Annotated in this window: 9 protein-coding genes; 3 read left to right on the top strand and 6 right to left on the bottom strand. The window is 34.5% G+C overall.

The annotated features are described in order from the left end of the window. Positions 1–97: 97 nt before the first annotated feature. The 6 genes from PQ463_RS09960 to PQ463_RS09985 form a co-directional block, all read right to left on the bottom strand. Positions 98–2626 (bottom strand): glycosyl hydrolase 115 family protein, encoded by a 2529-nt coding sequence (locus PQ463_RS09960; RefSeq protein ID WP_274257949.1) that lies wholly within the window; start codon positions 2624–2626, stop codon positions 98–100. A 105-nt stretch (positions 2627–2731) separates the two neighbouring features. Then, entirely contained in the window at positions 2732–2863 is a 132-nt protein-coding gene (locus tag PQ463_RS09965; RefSeq protein WP_274257604.1) for a hypothetical protein, read from the bottom strand. Positions 2864–2956: 93 nt separating this feature from the next. Beyond that, positions 2957–3811 (bottom strand): sialate O-acetylesterase, encoded by an 855-nt coding sequence (locus PQ463_RS09970; protein WP_274257605.1) that lies wholly within the window; start codon positions 3809–3811, stop codon positions 2957–2959. Between the two features lie 37 nt (positions 3812–3848). Beyond that, on the bottom strand, positions 3849–5084 hold the full coding sequence (locus PQ463_RS09975) for an SGNH/GDSL hydrolase family protein (protein ID WP_274257606.1): 1236 nt from the start codon (positions 5082–5084) through the stop codon (positions 3849–3851). Between the two features lie 450 nt (positions 5085–5534). Further along, entirely contained in the window at positions 5535–7475 is a 1941-nt protein-coding gene (locus PQ463_RS09980) for a RagB/SusD family nutrient uptake outer membrane protein (protein WP_274257607.1), read from the bottom strand. 11 nt (positions 7476–7486) lie between these two features. After that, positions 7487–10576, bottom strand: coding sequence for a SusC/RagA family TonB-linked outer membrane protein (locus PQ463_RS09985; protein ID WP_274257608.1), 3090 nt, complete (start codon positions 10574–10576; stop codon positions 7487–7489). 1492 nt (positions 10577–12068) lie between these two features. Here PQ463_RS09985 and PQ463_RS09990 point away from each other — a divergent pair. From PQ463_RS09990 to PQ463_RS10000, 3 genes are read left to right on the top strand one after another with little or no spacing between them, the layout of a single operon-like run. After that, on the top strand, positions 12069–12548 hold the full coding sequence (locus PQ463_RS09990) for an OmpH/Skp family outer membrane protein (RefSeq protein ID WP_274257609.1): 480 nt from the start codon (positions 12069–12071) through the stop codon (positions 12546–12548). Next, positions 12532–13131: a hypothetical protein gene (locus PQ463_RS09995; RefSeq protein ID WP_274257610.1), complete on the top strand. Its 600-nt coding sequence runs from the start codon at positions 12532–12534 to the stop codon at positions 13129–13131. Before PQ463_RS09990 ends, PQ463_RS09995 begins: the two co-directional genes overlap by 17 nt. After that, a complete protein-coding gene (locus PQ463_RS10000; RefSeq protein ID WP_274257611.1) occupies positions 13128–18770 on the top strand; it encodes a hypothetical protein in 5643 nt (1880 codons plus the stop codon). The genes PQ463_RS09995 and PQ463_RS10000 overlap by 4 nt, the downstream gene beginning before the upstream one ends. The last annotated feature ends 12 nt before the right edge of the window (positions 18771–18782 follow it).

Consider the following 18782-nt stretch of genomic DNA (forward strand, 5'->3'; position numbering starts at 1 on the left):
GAAAGGCATCTTTTACCTTGATGTCGGCTGAAGTTATTATAGCAAGATTTTCTCACCCTTTTAATATTCTTTTTAGCTAACAAAAAACTTGTAAAACTTATTCAACTACTCTATCACTTTCTGGAGCTCCTAAATAAGAAGTCTTTAAACCGCCTGTATTGATCAATATTTTTTGGAGTACAATTCCAGGATCTAAAGCCCTGAAACGAAGTGTATGCTTTCCTGACTTTAGAATAGTATGCTTAGTTGAAGAATGAATTATGTGTTCTGCTTGCCACTTCCCTAATTCTCCTTTATAATGACCATTAAAATTTACAAGCTGCGGTTTTTCTCCATCAAAAGATATTTCATATCGAAGTCCTTTATTGCTGTTAAAATTCAATGTTGGAGCCAGCAAAAGTTCTACTGCAAATTCTCCTGTTGAAGCAAAATTAATTTCGTATTCCACAAAGACATTATCTTCTGCCATTGAATAAATATTTTGCGGAAATGTTGTAATACCACTCAATGTTTTTCCGAAATCTGGAATGACTTCCCAATGTGTTTTTTTTGAATTGTTCATTTTAGAAAAGTGGGCTGCATTTATAGACACATAGCCATCTTTTTCTACAAAAATTTTCGGAACAATAATTTCGTTATCAGAAAGATATTTTACCTCGGGAAGAATATTTTTAGGACCGTCATGCCAAGCTTTATACCCTATACGCATTTGATCCATCATGTGAGGCCATTTACCTTCTGCAATTTCATTATTATACTTGTTTTGAAGAATAGAATCACGTTCAAATTTTACTTTAACCTCATCAGCATAATAATTGGCAAGACTATTTTTTTCGGCTGCTAATTTTTTGTTTTTTGCCTGTGCAAAATACATTTCATAGAGATTACAGCAAGCATCTATTGGATATAAAATCAGCTCGAAATAAGCATCTTTATATTCAGTTGGAAGTTCATTATACACTCTATATGCATCGAGTGCTAAGTTTTTATACTCATTAACAACTGTTTCAAATTCATTATAATTTTCTAAAGAATAGGTTTTGCTGTCCAGCATTTCTGGAGTAACACGACGATTAAATTTCGGATAGGTATTTAATAATCTGGCGATTTCATTAGAATATTTATTTCCAAACTGTTCCGCTGCCCAGTTTTCGGTGTATTGGAATAAATTCTGAGAGTTAAAATCTTTAGGATTCCACGCCATGTCTAAAAAGAAGCTAATCGGGAATTCCATTGGTTTTAAATCACCAACATTTACAATCCAAACTTTATCGACTCCATTTTCATAACTAAGATTCATTTGTTCCCATACCCTTTGTATCGGACTTATATTAATCCATTTTGAGTTTCTTGGGCCACCCACATAATCAAAATGATAGTACATTCCGTAGCCACCTTTATGTAACGGTTTTGAAAGATCAGGAAGTTTGCGGACATTTCCCCAGTTATCATCACAGAATAAAAGAATTACATCATCAGGAACACGCATTCCCTGATCATAATAATCCTGAACCTCTTTGTAGAGAGCCCAAATCTGAGGTGTTTTATTGGCACTTTGCCCTGTTTCTTTTTCAATAATTTTACGCTGTTCTTTTACAATATTTTCCAGCAAACTTATATTGGTGCCTTCACCCATTGCCTCATCTCCATCGCCACGCATCCCAATGGTCACCAGTTTTTCCCAATTTTTGCTTCGCTGAATTCCCGTTTTCCAGAATTCGTCTAAAACTGTTTTGTTTTTAGAGTAATCCCAAATATTAGGCAAATTATTCTTTTTAATATATCGACGCCAATCTGTCTGTGCCAAAGCCATTGGTTCATGATGAGAAGTTCCCATAACAATTCCCATTTCGTTTGCTAAAGGTCCGCTGGCCTCATCATCGTCATAAAATGCATTTCCCCACATTGCAGGCCACATATAATTGCCTTTTAACCTAAGTACTAATTCAAAAACTTTTTCATAAAATTTGCTATTAAAACCACCAAAAGTAGCTTTTGCCCAGCCACTTAATGCAGGCGCTTCATCATTAAGGAAAATCCCTCGGTATTTTACAGCCGGTACTCCGTCTGTGTATATTCCTTTGATGAAATAAATATTTTCTTTGTGTTTTACAGGTACATCTGCCCAATAATACCATGGAGAAACGCCAATCTGTTTGGACAACTCATAAATTCCGTAAATCGTACCTCGTTTATCGCTCCCTGCAATTACAAGCGCTTCATCTACACCTTTAAAAGGATTTCTAACCTGTTGTATTATAAACTTTTCATTTTTGCCTTTGAGTCCCTTTCCTTCGATTTTTTTTTGTTTAATTAAATCATCAATAACCGAATTAGATCCGATCATTCCAATAATAATGAGCGGTGATGGTGCATTTGGATTTTGATTTAAAATAATTGGGCGCTGGCCTGTAACTTTTTCAAAATCTGACTGAAGATTATTTACAGCTCGCAAAATACCTGCATCTAAATCTGAATTAACAAAAAAAGACAGTGCCAAAGACTTTTCTTTCAGAACCATAACGTTCTGGTTTTTATCTTCTGTTATAAAAGGTTGAGAAGCTTTTGATATAGTACTTAATAAAATAATAATTACAGTGCTTATAAATTTCAAATAGTTTTTCATCATGTATTTTTTTATCAATTCATTCCAGATTCAGCTTATTTTAAATCAAAATCTTTTAATTCTACTTTTATTCTTCTGCGAGTGCAAAAACAGATCATATTTGTACTAGATGCGTGTGCCCATCAGAATACTTACTGTATCTGTTGTTTCTAAAACAGTGTATTTTGCAAAACTTGATTCGTCAACAGATTTAAACAATAATTGCTTTTCTGATTGTTCCAACTGTTTCTGAATCATAACTTACCATTTCTACTTTTCCTGCTGAAACTGTTGCATCTAACTGCTTAAAACCAACTGGCGCCCGAACTACAAAAGGTTCATTTGGACTATTTATTTTGGGTTATCTAATTTATATCCTAATAACGAAAGCATTTTCTCTGCATAACGTTTGCTTAAATCCCTGTATCCTGCGGCACTAAAATGCAGAAAATCTGAAGCTACTGCACAACCTATTGATGAAATCACATAAGAAGTCGGAATAGTCTCAGGCAATGTTGCAATGATTTTATTCATACTAGCACATTTTCCTTTTTGTTCTTCATGAACGGTTTCTCCAGAAAGCAACGGCACTTTTTTAGGATCTAGGTTTAGATCTTTCATCAGATTGTCATATACAATCTTAACCTTTTTAGGCCAAAGTGTATCGCCTGTATTAGATTCTCCCTGATGCAGCAAAATACCTTTTATAACTCCTGTCTTTTGTGCAATTTTTGCCATTTCAACAAGTCTTGCATACGGATTGCCATTATATTCTTTGATTATACCCAACATCCAGTCTGGTGCTGTTTTCATGTAATTCTCAAAGTTATCTTTATCAAAAAGCTCTATTTTACATCCTCCAACAGCTATATTTATTACTCCTACTTTTATGTTTTTAGGGAGATTGGCAACCATTGTTCTTCCAAAATTGTCTGTTAGTGTCAATCCTGTTTGGCATCTGCATAATGGCGGTATTGCAGTATACCATTTTCCCATCTCTCGATTCAAATCAGGACAGTTTACTGCTTCAAGAACTTGAAAGCGAGGATCAATATTTAATTTGTCTTCAGCTTCTATCGGAGCAGCGCCTTCCATATTGGACTGTCCAAAACTTAAATAAACTTGAAAATTTGGATCCTGAGAATATCCATTCTGTCCCGTTAAAAAAAGAAATGCAATTGCGAAAAATCTAATTATCGATTTCATGATATCTTATTAAAGTTGTTTTATATCAAATGGAATTTCACTTAAATAAATTCAAATCTATTACTTCGCCCATTCTCTGATATCCCAATTCATTAGGATGCAGAAAATCGCCGTCATGCATATTTGATAAAATGGTTCTAGAATCGGTTTTTGAAGCCATTTCCCTGTCAAAATCTATTACTGCATCAAAATGGTTATTTCGAATCCACACATTTACAATATCTCTTGCTTCTTGCTTGAAAGGTGCGTCGTAAAATGATTTCTGGAAAGGCAGAATCGTACAGCCATACACTTTTATGCCTTTGGCGTGTGCTTTCTCTATCATAATTTTATAAGCATCTATAATTTCCTGCGCTTTTATTGGAGCATCTTCTGCTCGTTTAATTCCTCCTATATCATTTATTCCTTCTAAAATTACTAGCCATTTTGTACCAGCTTGCGAAAGTACATCACGGTCAAAACGGTCTAATGCTGTTGGACCTAATCCGCCTTTTACAACGCAATTTCCTCCTATTCCTAAATTTAAAACTCCAATATTTTGAGTTGCTTTATCGGCGGCTAGTCTAGCGGCTAGAATATCTGTCCAGCGATTTTGCTTGTTTGTTCCTGATCCGCGACCGTCTATAATCGAGTTTCCTAGACAAACAATATTTGATGTATTTTTTGATGCCACGACATCTAATCCCATGATAGAATACCAATGATCTGTTTTTACGGCTCCAGAGAAACTGTCATTGTTGAGATTGTCTCCTGATAAAATATAAGATGTTGTTCTCGATCCTGGATGTCCCGTTGTTTTTTGTGATGCAGCTCCGTAATAAATGGTTATGGCTAGCAGCTGACCTGGTTTTAACTGAAAATTTAGTTTATCTGAAAACACTTCCTGTCCAGGATTTAATCTTACTTCTTGATTTCCATTAAAACTGAGATATTTTTGTGTGTTTTTATCAATTGCGGGAGCATCAAGCACATTAGCAACGCTTATCTTTTTTAAAACTGTAGTCTGATCACTAAATACATTTGAAAAACGGAATCGAATATGCTCACCTCCAATCGAAACTTTTATAATCTGGCGAAGTGTATTTTCCGCCAAACCTGGAGCTGGAGGCATGTTGTTTGGTTCTACAAGCATTTGTGCACAAGCCCATGATCCGACCCAATTTTCAGCTATCACCTTTTCAGAAGAATTGGCTTGTTGCTGATTGGCCTTACATCCTATTAGTAAAGCAAAAAGCTGTAAAAGCAATATATATTTTAAATATCTTTTTATCATAATTACTTAAATTTAAAACATCTTTTTTATTCAAAAAGCAAGCAATTAATGGCTACTGCTATCGCAAAAAATTACTCTCATAAATTAGCATACAATATAACGGGGCCTGAGTTTTTTTTGAATTTTTATTTCGGATGTAAATATTACTTTTATAAATCTGATCATCTCCTATATAACTTGCCTTTGAAAAGATTGGATCTTCACTGCTTTTCTTTTTTTGAATAGTGCTTTTCTGAGCCTGCGCAAGGATAGAACAAAACAGAACAGCAACTGATAAAAGAATCTTTTTTTTATTGCTCATTTTATATGATTTGTAAAACAATCACTCGAAAAACATTAAAAGCCGAGAGGGTTACTCCCGGCTTGTTTAAAACTACATTAATAAACCGTAATAAGATAATTTATAAAATTGACCTTATTTGCTTAGAATTAGTTTTCAGAAAATAAAATTTAATATCCCGGATTTTGGTAAGCAGCTTTTTCATCAGCAGACATTTCCATTCCATCGATTTGTCCTTGCGGAATTGGTCTTAGATAATGATGCGCATCAATTGTTCTGGTTACTACTTCTGGTGTATGCTGTCCGTAGTTAGATCCTCCTATAGAATATTTTCCTGCAATTTCATTCCATTTTTGTGTTCTTACTAAGTCATACCAACGGTATCCTTCGCCAAAAAACTCACGTGAACGCTCAGCAAGAATGTAATTAATATCAATTACAGCTGGAGTAGCATTTGTCATAGCCGCACTATTATCCTGAATTTTAGCCATATTTCCATTATTATCCCATTTCCATTTTCCTGCTCTAGCTCTTAGTACATTTACTAGAGATCTGGCACTCAAAGATCCTGTAGCTCCTTTAACAGCTGCTTCTGCGGCAACAAGATATAATTCAGAGAATTTTGCTACTGGGAATGGTCTTGTGCTTCCAGCATTAGGCTGTCCTAATCCTCCCGCGTTATCTGTTCTGTAAGGTCCCAGTTTCCAGAAACCTGGATATACGATTCTGCTAATACCTTTTGGAGAAATCACATAATCTGCTCTTCCTGGCAATACTCCTGCACCTACTCCGCTGTCGCCTTGTCCAGAAGGATAAGTGATTGCAGTTAATGGTTCATCATTAAGGAAACTTAAAACAGCATCACCTGGTTTAATTGTCAGACCATTTGCATTGGTCAGCGTTGCCACACCAGTAAGACCTGTTCCTTGAAGATTCCAATTCCCTCTGAAAACTGCCGCAAATGTTCCGTCATATCTTGAATCATTTGTCTTATCAGCAAAAGTATTTGTAAAAACTTCAATAGGTGGAGCCATTCTTGTCCATGGACGCCCTAAAAATTGATTTGCTTCTCTTTGCACTGAAGAAACTGCTGCTGTTCCATTTTTACTTCTGATAGCAGTATAGTTCCAAGTCACCATCCATCCTGAAAAGTTATCTGGAGCGCCGCCGTTTCCGTACGTAAGGCTGCCTCCATTATAATATTCACTTTCCTGTGTATGATCTGCATAAAGCATTACTTCTTTATTTCTGTCATTTGCTCCAGCATTAACATCATAATAAGAATCAAGCAATCCATAAGCCCCTGGATTACTAATCCCTTCTACTGCCAAATCATAAGCCTTCTGAAAATACCATTGTGCATTATGTCCATCTGGATCTGTTCTTGGAACATCTGGATACGTTGGAATATTATTTGGGTTTTCTAACCACCAAGCATAAGTAAGATATGCTTTTGCCAGAAACAATCGTGCTACAGTTTTAGTTACCGTACCAGTCAACCTAGGCGCATTTGGAAGATCGTTAACCGCTGAAACCAAATCTGGAAAAATAGCTTTTGTGTATACTTCAGAAACTGTATTACGTTTTGAATATCTCGAAGGATTGCTGTTAAACTTTAATTCACCGGCTCCTAAATCTAATGGCACACCTCCAAAAGTTTGCACTAAAAGAAAATAGTCAAATCCTCTAAAAAATTTAGATTCTGCAATTAAACTGCTGGCAACTCCTACGGCTGCGCCATTTTCGATAATACCGCTCGCTGTATTGATATCATAATAAGAGTTATTCCACAAAACATCCGAACGGCTTGAACTTGGGGTTACAACTCCCACGCCCGACAAATCATGATCTTTAAAATTCCCGTCTGCACTTTGCGCGTATGTTGCTTCATCTGTTCCTGTTTGGCAAGCATTGTAAAAATAAGCCTGTCCGTAAATCCAACGCAAATGTGCATAGTGAGACGTTAATCCCTGTTTAACACCTTGTTCGGTTTTAAAATAACCTGGTTCATAAAAATCATGAGGCTTTTCCTCTAATATATCGGAACAGCCTGCTAATGAAAGTAAAACTGTTGACCCTATAATTAAATTTTTAAAAATATATCGTTTCATATCTGTTCTGATTAAAATGTTAAATTAAGTCCAAATAAATAATTTCTGGTTGCAGGAGTGTTTGTACCGATAACAGAAAATCTTCTCTGATAAGAGGCAACAGCCTGGTTTTCGTCACCAAATGAATTCGTTTCAGGATCCATTCCAGATTTATCATGATATGGAGAAAATAAAACAAACGGATTCTGCACTGTGAAATAAAGTCTTAATTTATCGATGCCTAAATTTCTTGTAAAGTCTTGATCAAGAGTATATCCAAGAGTCATTGCTCTAATTTTTACATAAGAAGCATCAAAGTAACCCATTGTCGACATATATTTAGGATTATCACCGCTTCTGATTCCTCTCGGATTAGGAAATTCTCCGTCTCTATTATCTGGAGTCCAGTAATCTACATCAACATTGCTTCTACGCCCGTTTAAAAGATTCATGTAGCTTGCTCCTCCATATAATGTGCTTATTAATACACCTCCGCTTTTAAATGCTCCTACAGCATTAAAATCAAATCCTTTGTAAGTTACATTAGTATTGAAACCTCCCTGAAAGTCTGGGTCTGTTTCTATAATTTGGCGATCGCTTGCATTAATAGCACGAGTTGGCGAACCATCGGCATTATAATCTCCTGTGTATTTCACTTTAATCGATCCTACAACTGTTCCCTGCTGATTAATTCCAGTTGGCCCTGGCTCATAAATTGACATATATGGATCTCCTTCCTGCCAGATTCCAACCTTTTCATAATCAAAGATTGAATTAATATTATATCCAACAAACCAGTTGTTTGCTTCATCACGACTAGCACCTGATGCTAAAGCAACAAGCTTGTTTTCATTTTTATAGAAATTAACTCCTACAGACCATGTCACACCTTTAGGATTATCAAGAATAACTCCGTTCAATGAGATTTCATAACCTTTGTTCTCTGTTTCTCCTACGTTAGCCACATAACTGCTTACACCAGATGTTGCTGGAAGTCCCACGCGTTGCAATAGATTTTTGGTATTTGTTTTATAATATTCAACTGTACCAGATAAGCGGTTATTAAAAAACCCGAAATCTAAACCATAGTTCCATGTAGTTGAAAACTCCCATCCCAGATTAGGATTTGGAAGCTCAGTAACATATACTCCTGTTGAATTATTGCTTCCAAAATTGTATGGTCTTGTACTTAAAGCTCCTAGAGTTGCATAAGGAGATACTGCCTGATTTGAAGTTTCTCCATATCCAGCTCTCAATTTCAATAAATTAATATATTTCACATCTTTAAGGAATGACTCATTTGAAAGTGTCCATCCAGCAGATACTGCGGGATAAGTTACCCATTTGTTACCTGGGGATAATCTTGATGAACCGTCAGAACGAACTGTTCCAGAGATGAAGTAACGGTTATCATAAGAGTACATTAACCTAGCCATATAAGATGTCAATCCCCATTGTGTATAATCCTGATCTGCAGGGTTAATCACAGCTTCTTCTTCACTTTGTCCTAAATTATAAAATTGGAAAGCATCAGAAGTAATTCCGTTTCGAGTCACTCTCGAACTTTGTCCTGTATATTGCTCGTTTGAATATAGACCTACAAAATTTACCGTATGTTTCTCTGCAAAAGTTTTATCATAAGTCAGTAAATTTTCCAACAGCCATTGTGTTGACCAGCCATTTGTTATCGCAGCATTAGAAAGCGTTGTCGGGTTTACATCAAAAACTCCCTGACCTTCATAATATCCAATATTTGATGTGCGCAAATTTAATCCTGTATTAAGTCTATATTTAAGACCTTCAACGCCAGGAATTTTAATTTCTGCAAAAATGTTATTGTAAGAACTGAAAGCTCTATTCAAATTAACATAAGCATCTCCTAAATTTTTAATAGATTGTCTAGTATAAACCCACTGATCATCTGCTGCCATGCTAACCGTTCTTTTCAAAGAGCCATCTGCATTGTACGGATTAGCAAGCGGTGAAGTCTGCAGAATTGTCCCTGTTCCGATATTATCACCATTTGTAATACTGTAATTGCTATTGGTATTAAATCCTATACGAATAGATCGATTAATCTGCTGATCTAAACCTGCTCTAAGGCTAAAACGCTCATAACTTTGACCAGGAAGGACCGACTCTTCTTTGTAATATCCTAAACCTGCATTGTAAGCTCCCGTTTCACTTCCTCCTGAAACGCTCACATCATGGCTGATCATTTCGCCAGAACCGTATAATGAATCCTGCCAATCTGTATTTACATTTCTTTTTTCGTCAACACCATCCACATATAAACCTGTATAATCACGTAGAGCGGCAAATTTTGAAGCATCCATCATAGGATATTTTGAAAAAACTTGTTTAATCCCGCTAAAACCATTGTATGTAAATGTAGCTTTCTGATTTTTCTTTCCTTTTAAAGTAGTCACTAAGATTACACCATTGGCACCACGAGAACCATAAATAGCTGTAGCAGAAGCATCTTTCAGGATATCTACAGACTTAATATCTGCAGGATTAATATCTCCTATCGAACCCGCAAACGGAACTCCATCCAATACCACCAAAGGATCATTACTTCCTGTAAGAGATCTTGTTCCTCGAATCCTTATCTGCATAGCAGCACCAGGTTTAGAAGAAGTTTGCGTCATCTCAACCCCTGGAAGCCTTCCTTGCAAAGCTTGAGTAATATTGGCGGCAGGCACTTCATTTAATTCTTTTCCTCCTAATGAAGCAACTGATCCCGTAACAGCCTCCTTAATTTGAGTACCATATCCGATTACAACGACTTCTTTTAAATTATTTGAGTCTTCCTCCAAAAGCACATTGATTTTAGTCTGCCCCTTAACAGTAATTTCTTGGGTTTTAAAACCTATAAAGGTAAAAACAAGAACACCATTTGAAGGAACACTTATAGAATAGTTACCATCGAAACCTGTACTTACTCCGTTTTTTGCTCCTTTTAGATTAACATTCACACCAGGAATTGGACCATTTGCGTCCGAAACTGTTCCTGTAACTGTTGTTTGCGCCTTAATTTGCATTGAGACCAAAAACAATAGGGTCAAAAAACCGAAGCTTTTTATATACTTCGATTTACTTGTAATAAAAAAATTATTCATAAAAATTGATTTAATTATTAAAATTGGTTTTTGTTGGTTAGTTTTTCACACTTTAAAAGTTAAAATGCAGCATTAGTTAATAAATGTATTCATCACAAATATAAAAAAATATCTTCCACACACAATCGGTTGTGTAATTTTTTATTGATAAGTACAAAAAAAATACTCCTTAAAAAAATATTTACTTCATAATTACCCTTAAAAAAATAACAATAATTCAAAAACAACTACAACGTTATAGATAACATTAATAAAAACCACATGTTATTGCTATATTCTTAAATAAAACATAAAAATTGAAAATCCTAAATTCCTATTTGAAAAAAAATAAAATTATTTAGTTTGAAAGACTAAGACCAAACAACAAATCCCAGTAAAATCGTACATCAAAAGGTAACTAACTGATAAACTGTCTATAAAGTTCTGAAAACCTTGTTAAAACAATCGATTGTTTGTTTTAACAAAAAAGCCTTTCATTTTCATGAAAGGCTCTTAAAAACAAATTATTGAAAAAAAATAAACTTTTTTGTCTTTCTAAAATAATCTAATCTATAATATGATTTTCGAAATAAACTCAAGACTATACGATCTCACGGAAATAACTCGGATTTACAGAGATCGCTTTTTTAAGGACACTGGACTGCCTACATAGCTCTAACCTCAGTCTTAGATCAGAAATTCGAGTTTCCAGTTGAATATTTACAATGAGATATTAAAAGTATTTAGAAATAGTTCAAAAAAACCAAATAATCAGTATAATAACATATTGCGAATAAACTATTTCCCCTTAATGAAAGTCCAAAATCTAAAGATTGCATTTTTTAAATTATATCCATTCATATTTTTTAATAGTCCCTACTCACATTTTTTATTTTTTCTACTCAATATCACAATTTCAAAGAAAAATAACTCTAAATGCAGTTCTAAGATAATTTTACTTTCTTAAATTAAAAATTTGCAAGAATTAATTAGTAAAGCATTTTAGGCAAACTATTATTCCGAAGTCGCTAATTTTCCTTAAAAATAAAGAGATAGACTAGATATCATTTTTAATATAAAGACACCATTTTTTTTTTTAGCTTGAATAAGAAAAATATACTTCACATCTACTTTTTTACTCAAAAAGCAATCTTATTTTCTTAAATAAAAACTTTTTTACACAAACAACAACCAAATAAAACCTTTAAAATCAATACATTAACAATCACCTATTCAAAAATAATTTAATTTATGCCCCCCTATTGAGGAATCACGTAAAGATTTTATGAGAATAACCTATAAGTTTGGCACGAAAATCTGAACAGGCTAAATTTTAACATTTTTAATAATAAAAAATACCACGGATTGCTATTATTAAAACTTAATCAAGGTGTTTTAACAAATACCTGTCAATATTTTCAAAAAAATACAGAATAACAAGAATTTTAATAATAATTTTTACCGAAAATTTAACAGACATACCTCAGTGAGAACAACCCCAAAACCATCACTATTGATAATCAACATCCTGTTGATTACTATTTCAACAGTTCTATTAGTCTTGCATTTAATGCAACCGGAAACAAAAATTCTATATGTTGACAATGCCAAAGTATTTGAAAACTTTAGCATGACAAAAGAGCTTAAAAAGAATGGAGAAAAAGAGTTCAACAATAGAAAAGCTAATCTTGATGTTTTGTATTCACAATTAGAATCTACTGAAATCTCAAGCATTCAAAAACAAACCTTAATGAAACAGTTTATTAAGGAAAAAGAAGAGTTAAACCAGTTTAATGATTTCTATAGCTCCGAACAGACTTCTAAAATATGGACTAGAATAAAGAGCTATTCTGCCGAGTTCTCAAAAGAAAATGACTGCGATATTATCATTAGTTCGGACAGCAATGGTAATGTCTTATTTGCAGATCAATCTATTGACATCACAGACAAATTAATCACTTACATAAATCAAAAGTATGAAGGACTTAAATAAGCTTATTTTTGTCTTATTCGTTTGTATTTTATCCTCTTGCAAAAAAGATTCTCAATCAGCAGACGATTCAGAAATAAGAGATCGCTATTTCAACCTTGAAAAAATAGGCTGGAAATCTCGCACTTATACACAAAAAATTGAAGACATCGGATTTACTGCCACAGAAGTTCCTATCCAGTATTATTTACTTAAAGACATGGGGACTGACAGTCTTACGACGGTTGATGCTCTCTATGAAGAAAACAAAAGAGAACGGATTATAGAATTCACATTTCAAGAGGAAGAAGAAAAAGATCTTCTTTCAAAAGATTTTACTGGAATGGAATATACAGATGCCATTAAATATATGTCTTTTGGTCTTGACAAAGACTTTTATGCTGTCACTTCTAAAAATGATACTATTAAATGTTCGGGAGTCACATATGAACGCACCTATAAAATTGCTCCTTATCAAAGAGTTTTATTGTTTTTTTCAGGAATAGATCCAAATGAAAAAATACAGCTTGTCTATAATGATTTTCTTTTTAAAAAAGGAACTCTAAAATTCAAATTTAAAGATACCTATACCCAAATAGCCTTATGATTAAGCAAAAAAAAGTAAGTAAATTTAAAAAGACTGTTGCTATCTATTTAGCATTAATGATTCTATTAGAAACTGCGCAACCAATGCAAATTTATGCATTGACAAATGGTCCATCACAACCAGAATTTGAAGCATTTACTCCTATCGGCACTTCTGACATGGTTGATTTAGCGAGCGGTGATTTTAACTATAATATTCCAATAATGGATGTTGGAGGCTATCCTTTAAACCTTGCTTATAATTCTGGAGTAACAATGGATCAAGAAGCTTCATGGGTCGGATTAGGATGGAATCTTGACGTAGGACAGATTAATAGGCAAGTACGTGGCTTACCTGATGATTTCAATGGCGATGAGATGATCTATGAAAATAATCTAAAACCGAACATTACTATTGGAGCAGATTTTAATGTTTTTGGAACTGCATTTGGTGTAAAAGAAGCTAGCGCCAAAGCAAGTGCAGGTCTAGGCGTAAAATACAATAACTATGATGGTATTGGAGTAAGCTCAAGCTTCGGTCTAAGTTATCAAGTTAGCGATAACCTATCTGTGGGAATGAATATTTCATCTTCTGCCACTGAAGGTGTTTCAGTCTCACCAAGCGTTTCTTTTTCAAAAAAGCTTAAAGAAACTAAAGATAATGACTATTTTTTAGGCACTAATGTGGGAGTTAGTTACAATAGCCGAAAAGGAATAGAAGGCTTTACATTATCAAATTCTACTAGTAGAACATTCAATAAAACTTCAACCGACTTTAAAACAAAAGGTTCGGCTAGTGAGCAATTAACTTCAGGATCTGTATCTTTTGTAGATGCTTCTTTTACACCGACAAAAAGAGTTGGTATGAAGTCTTCAAATTATATGTTCAGTGTCAATGTAGAGGGAGAAATTTGGGGAATTGAACCGGGTATGAAATTCTCAGGTTATGTTACAAGCCAAGGAATCAAGGATTCTGAAAAACATAAAATTGAAAAAGCATATGGTTTTGAAAATACTTATAATGCAGGGAAATCTGATGTCTTAGACTTTAATAGAGAAAAAGACAGAACTTTTAATAAAAACACAACTTCTTTGCCTATTACCAACAACACTTATGATGTTTATAGCATTCAAGGACAAGGAATCTCAGGAATGTATCGTCCATATAAATCTCAAGTTGGTTATGTTTATGACAACGAAACAAAAGACGAAACTTCTGGAGGAAGCTTAGGTTTAGAATTTGGAGCTGGCGGAGGTGTTCACGTGGGTGTTGACGCTACAGTTACTTTAGGAAACAGCAAATCTAATGTATGGGAAAATTTAAACCCTGCTTTAGGAAGATTTAGAGAGAAAAAGAGTGGCAACCGTCCAGATTATGAAAAAGTGTTCTTTAAAAACATTGGCGGCAATCATGTTGATCAAGAATTAGGCCTTTTACAGAATAATTTAGGAGGATATAGCCCTGTAAAGTTAAACATAGAAGGAGGTAAATTCTCACGAAAAACAAGCCAGAAATACTATAAAAATACAGGAACAAATGCTATAGCTGAAACAGGATCTATTATAAGAACCAAACGTCTTTCTCGAAACCAGTCAATTGAAAGACTGAATCGTCTTGAAGCATCTCAATTTGGCTTTACTAAGTACGAAAATTCTAATCAATTCAGTCCATATTCTGTTAAAGGGAAACAAGATCATCATACCTCTGAAATAAAGATTACCAAAGATGGTGGCGAACGTTATATATATGGAAGAGCTGCTTATAATTCTATCAAGAAAGAAGTGACTTTTGATGTAGGAAATTCAAATCCTAACTATCAGAAAGGCCTAGTAAAGTATACTCCTGGAGTTGATAATTCTCCTAACAATAAACAAACTGGCGACAGATACTTTAATAGAACCACAACACCAGCTTATGCCCATACTTACCTATTGACTTCCGTATTATCTTCCGATTATCAGGACTTAACAGACGATGGACCGTCTGACGATGACTTAGGAACATATACAAAATTTAAATACCAAAATAAAAGCGGTGCAAATGCATACAAATGGAGGGTTCCATTTGCCAAGGATTCTGTAAATTATGATGAAGGGCTTCGTTCCAGTGCAAAAGATAACAAAGGAAATTATCTGTACGGCGAGAAAGAATTACTATACATTAAACAAATTGAAACTAAAACTCATATCGCCATCTTTCATATTTCGGAAAGAAATGATGGATACGGTGTAGCTGATGAAAATGGGGGGCGAGGTGATAATTCTAAAATGTATAAACTTGATAAAATTTCTTTATACTCTAAACCCGAATACTTAGCCAAAGGAGATAAAGCTATTCCAATCAAGGAGGCCTATTTTGAGTATGATTACAGCCTCTGTCAAGGAATTGACAATAATAAAAATAAGGATATTGCTCAGCAAAAAGGGCAACAGGGAAAACTGACTTTAACTAAAGTGTATTTTACGTATAAAAACTCAAAAATGGGGAAATTTACTCCATACGTTTTCAAATATGCGCCTGCAAGTCTTACCCAAAAAGCAGATGGTTCAGATCAGCCTGATTATAATATTTCAGAAGATACAAATCATAATCCTTTGTATGATATGAAGGCGTATGATGTATGGGGAGGATACAAACCATCAGAAAAAAATCTAAACGGAAGCACAACAGGCAAATTGTCTAATGCTGAATTCCCTTTTGTGGATCAAAATGATCGCGAAACTGCTGATAAATATGCTTCTGTTTGGCATTTAAAATCTATTAAACTGCCTTCTGGAGGTTTGATTGAAGTAAATTTTGAAGCAGATGATTATGCTTTTGTACAAGACAAACAAGCCATGCAGATGTTTAAAGTTGTAGGAAGTGGAAACCAAACTCCATCAAATGCAAACGCAATTGATAGTTCTATTAAAACTGCCACCCTAGGTGATTATGTCTATGTAGAAATAGACAAAGATTTTGACATTACCAACCCAAATGCAGATAAAAACTTTAAAGACACTTATTTAAAAACTATTGGTACAGAAGACAACCCAATGTACTTTAGATTTTTGCTTAATATGGTAAGCCCAAACCCAATAGCTGGAGGAAACATAGACAAATATGATTATGTCACGGGTTACGTAAGAAGAGAAGGCACTTGCGGCTTTTTTCAAAATCCAAGCAACGGAAAAAAATATGCCTCTATTCCACTTCAAAAAGTTGGTGAGGGAGATAAATTTAGTTCTAAAGACGACAAAGACACCAATCCAATACAAAAAGCTGGGTGGAATTTTGGTAGACAAAATTTAAACAGATTAGTTTACAGCATGAATAACGAAGAAAACACTGATGATGTAAAAGGTGTTGTCATGCAGTTAATTGGATGGATGCCTGCTCTTTTAGAAATTTTTCAGGGTCCAAATGGAAAATTAAAACAGACTGGAATTGCTCGTAATTTCATAACTGGAAAATCTTGGATTCGTCTGATGAATACAAATGGACATAAAATTGGAGGTGGCAGCAGAGTTAAAAAGGTTGCACTTAACGATCAATGGAACATCATGACTGAAAATGCAACTAATGATCTTTATAAACAATCTTATGGGCAAACTTACAATTATAACGATAAAAATGGAAACTCATCTGGAGTTGCAACTTATGAGCCATTAGGTTCTAAAGAAAATCCATTTGTAAAGCCTTTCTATGATAAAAACAAAAGAGATCTTCTCTTAGGACCTGATAGCGATAACTATGTTGAAGAACCTTTGGGCGAATCATTTTTCCCTTCTCCGAAAATAACCTACAGCAGGGTAACTGTTGCAAATCTTCCGAGAAAAAATGAAGCAGAGAACAAAGAAGTCAAAAAGCATGCAACGGGCTCTGTTGTAACTGAATTCTATACTTCAAGAGACTTTCCTACTATTGTGGACAAAACATCATTGTCTTCAAATTTTGACACTTCAAATGTTTTAGCAAATCTTTTAAATTTAAATGTTAAGAATCATATTGCGATGTCTCAAGGCTTCTCTATTCATACCAATGATATGGATGGAAAAATGAAAAATCAGAGAGTTTATGGAGAAGGACAAACGCAAGCTATTTCAGGGGTAGACTACAATTACAGTACTGTTTCAAATCCTCAAAGTCCAAATTCTGGAAGACTAAACAACACTATAGAAACTGTAGATTCTCAAGGAAATATCTCTAAAAAATTAGTTGGAGTTGACTATGATGTTATTAACGATTTTAGAGAAAACACTTCGACAACTACAACAGCTGGTATTCACTTTAATATTGCAACCCTTCCTATTACAATATTTGTTATTGTGGTTCCCACTCCAATTCCGAGTTATACAAAACATGAAAGTCAGATAAGAACTGCAACAACGACAAAAGTAATTCATAGTACAGGAATACTTTCTGAAAAAGTCGCATACGATTCTGGATCTAAAGTTTCTACTAAAAACTTGGCTTGGGATGCTGAAACAGGAGAAATTTTACTGACCCAAACCACTAATGAATACGACGATAATTATTTCAGCTTTAATTTCCCTGCCTATTGGAAATACCGAGGAATGGGTCAGACTTCAAAAAATGCAGAATTCACTATTGGAATTGAGCCATTAAACGGAAGTTATAAATTCGCTTCTGCCAGCACCTCTCAAAATAAACCTTCTGACTATTTAATTAATGGTGATGAAGTATGGGTAACTGGGCGTGATAATGAAAATGCCAAACTCCTCATAAGAGCTTGGGCTGTAAAAGTTTCTGACACCGATTTCAAACTTATTGATTCGAAAGGAAAACTGATTCAAGATGTTAAGACCGAAGGAAAAATTAAAGTAATCCGTTCGGGTTATCGCAATATGCAGACAGCAGGTATGGCAAGTGTAACCTCTATGAAGAATCCGCTGTATAATTATGATGCAAACAATCAGATTACAGGAATAAAATCAAATATTGGAAATACTCCTTTCCAATCAAATGATTCATCAAATAGAATTGTGAATGCTTCGGCTGTCGAATACAATGATATCTGGCCTGCGCAATGTGAATGCAATTTGCCAAAAATGGTATTCGATACTCAAGGAAATCTAAAGTTTGGATTTGAAAATGCAGCAACTGAAGATAGCGATTCTGACCTTTCTTACAATCCGTACTTATACAATATTCTTGGAAACTGGAGAGCCGAAAGATCTTATGCTTTCTTAACAGGTAGAAATTCTACAGAAGATCCTACTCCACGTAAAACCGGATTCTTTACAGATTTCTTTCCGTTCTATGTTTTGGATGCTAACTTAATTTGGCAGATTTCAACTGACAATAAACAGAAATGGACACCAGCCTCTCAGGTTACACAATATAATCCTTACGGCCAAGAAATAGAAAACAAAGACGCTTTAGACCGATACTCCTCTGCCCTATATGGTTATAACAATCGTTTCCCTGTCGCTGTAGGCTCTAATACAGAATACCGCGAATTGGCCTCAGACGGGTTTGAAGATTATGATAGCAACCTTAAAGACTGCGACAAAGCATCACATTTTGATTATAAAGCGCAATTGAGAAAAAATGAAATAAGCATTTCTTCTGACCAATCACATACAGGAAGAAAGAGTTTACGGGTTGCACCTAACCAAAAAACCGTAGTTAAAAAACAGGTTATTTCTTGTAATTAAAATTAACCAAAC

Origin of the sequence: Flavobacterium sp. KACC 22763, from assembly GCF_028736155.1 — a bacterium.
GTDB lineage: Bacteria > Bacteroidota > Bacteroidia > Flavobacteriales > Flavobacteriaceae > Flavobacterium.